A 1202-nucleotide genomic window follows, 5' to 3' on the forward strand; every position below is an offset into this window, starting at 1 on the left:
CTCCTCCAGGTGGTCTTGTATCTGTGTGATCAACTGCCAGCCGCTCCCGCCGGGGGTGCGGTACACAGCCTGCAGCAGGCCATTGTGCCGCCGCATGCCCAGCGTTGCCGGGGCTGCTACCGCCTGAAAGGGCGTAAAGCTCTTGCTGCCGTTCGGCTGAAGGCGACTCTCCCAGCGCAGCACAGGCGTCAGGTTGGTGAACAGCCCCGCCATGGGCGACCCGGCCGCGCTGCTGTTGCGCATGAATATGCCCGCATACGTATCCGGGCCCACCGACTGTACCTCTGCGCGGATGCCGGACCCTTCGCACAGCTCCTTTACCACGCCCGCCAGCTGGTCCGTACCCCCCGAAATGGGGTTGTAGCCCGGGCTGTTGAGGGTGAAATGCCCTTTGGACGGGTTGCCCGTGGCACAGGGGTCATAAGCATAGGCGCTGCTGCCCGGCACCATGCCGATATCGGCAGTGCCCCAGGGCGGCGGGATGTCCTCACTGATGAGCACTTCCACCTGCGCAGTGCAGCTGCTGCTGTTGCCATGTATGTCAGAGGCCGTCAGCTCTAGGCTCTGTATGCCCAGATCGCTGCAGTCAAAAGCTGTCTGGCTGATCATCAGCGTGCTGTAGTCCAGCCCGCAGTTGTCGCTGCTGTTGGTAAAGTCCAGCACCTCGTCGGCCAGCAGCTCTCCGGTGCCGTCGTAGCTCAGGGCTACTTCTACATCAAGGCAGGACAGCTGCGGCGCTCCCTCATCTGTTACAATAAAAGTGTAGGTAAAATCCTCCGCATTGCCATAATCATCGGTGGCAACGACTTCCAGCTCGTAGGTGCCCTGAGGTACGGTGAGGTAGAGGGCATACTGCCCGGTGGCCGCATCAAGCAGCACCGTTTCCAGCTGCCCGGCCGAGGGGCCATTCTGGTTTTCCAGGGCAGCCTCTACCGTCACGCCCGAGCAGTCTTCTATGGAAAAAGCCCGCCAGATAGCCGAGTAGTGGCAATCGCCGGAGTCGGTGCCCACTTCAAGCATGCCTTTGCTCGTGAGCGTGTCCCCATTGCTATCAAGCACCTGCAGGGGCGGCGCTTCGTAATCCGGGAAGCAGGGGTCGAAGGGCGCCGGGTCGAGCGTATTGCACAGCCCGTCCTGATCGCTGTCAATATCGTAGCACAGCTGCGTGGACACCGTGTCCTGCAGCGCCTCCGGATAGTCGC

1 protein-coding gene is annotated in these 1202 nt (G+C 62.0%); it reads right to left on the reverse strand.

Features of this window, described 5'->3' with window-relative positions; genetic code table 11:
* On the reverse strand, window positions 1–1202 hold a 1202-nt coding region (locus tag IX84_RS33690; RefSeq protein ID WP_044230419.1), incomplete at both ends, for a hypothetical protein.

The sequence above is a fragment of the Phaeodactylibacter xiamenensis genome (assembly GCF_000759025.1).
GTDB lineage: Bacteria > Bacteroidota > Bacteroidia > Chitinophagales > Saprospiraceae > Phaeodactylibacter > Phaeodactylibacter xiamenensis.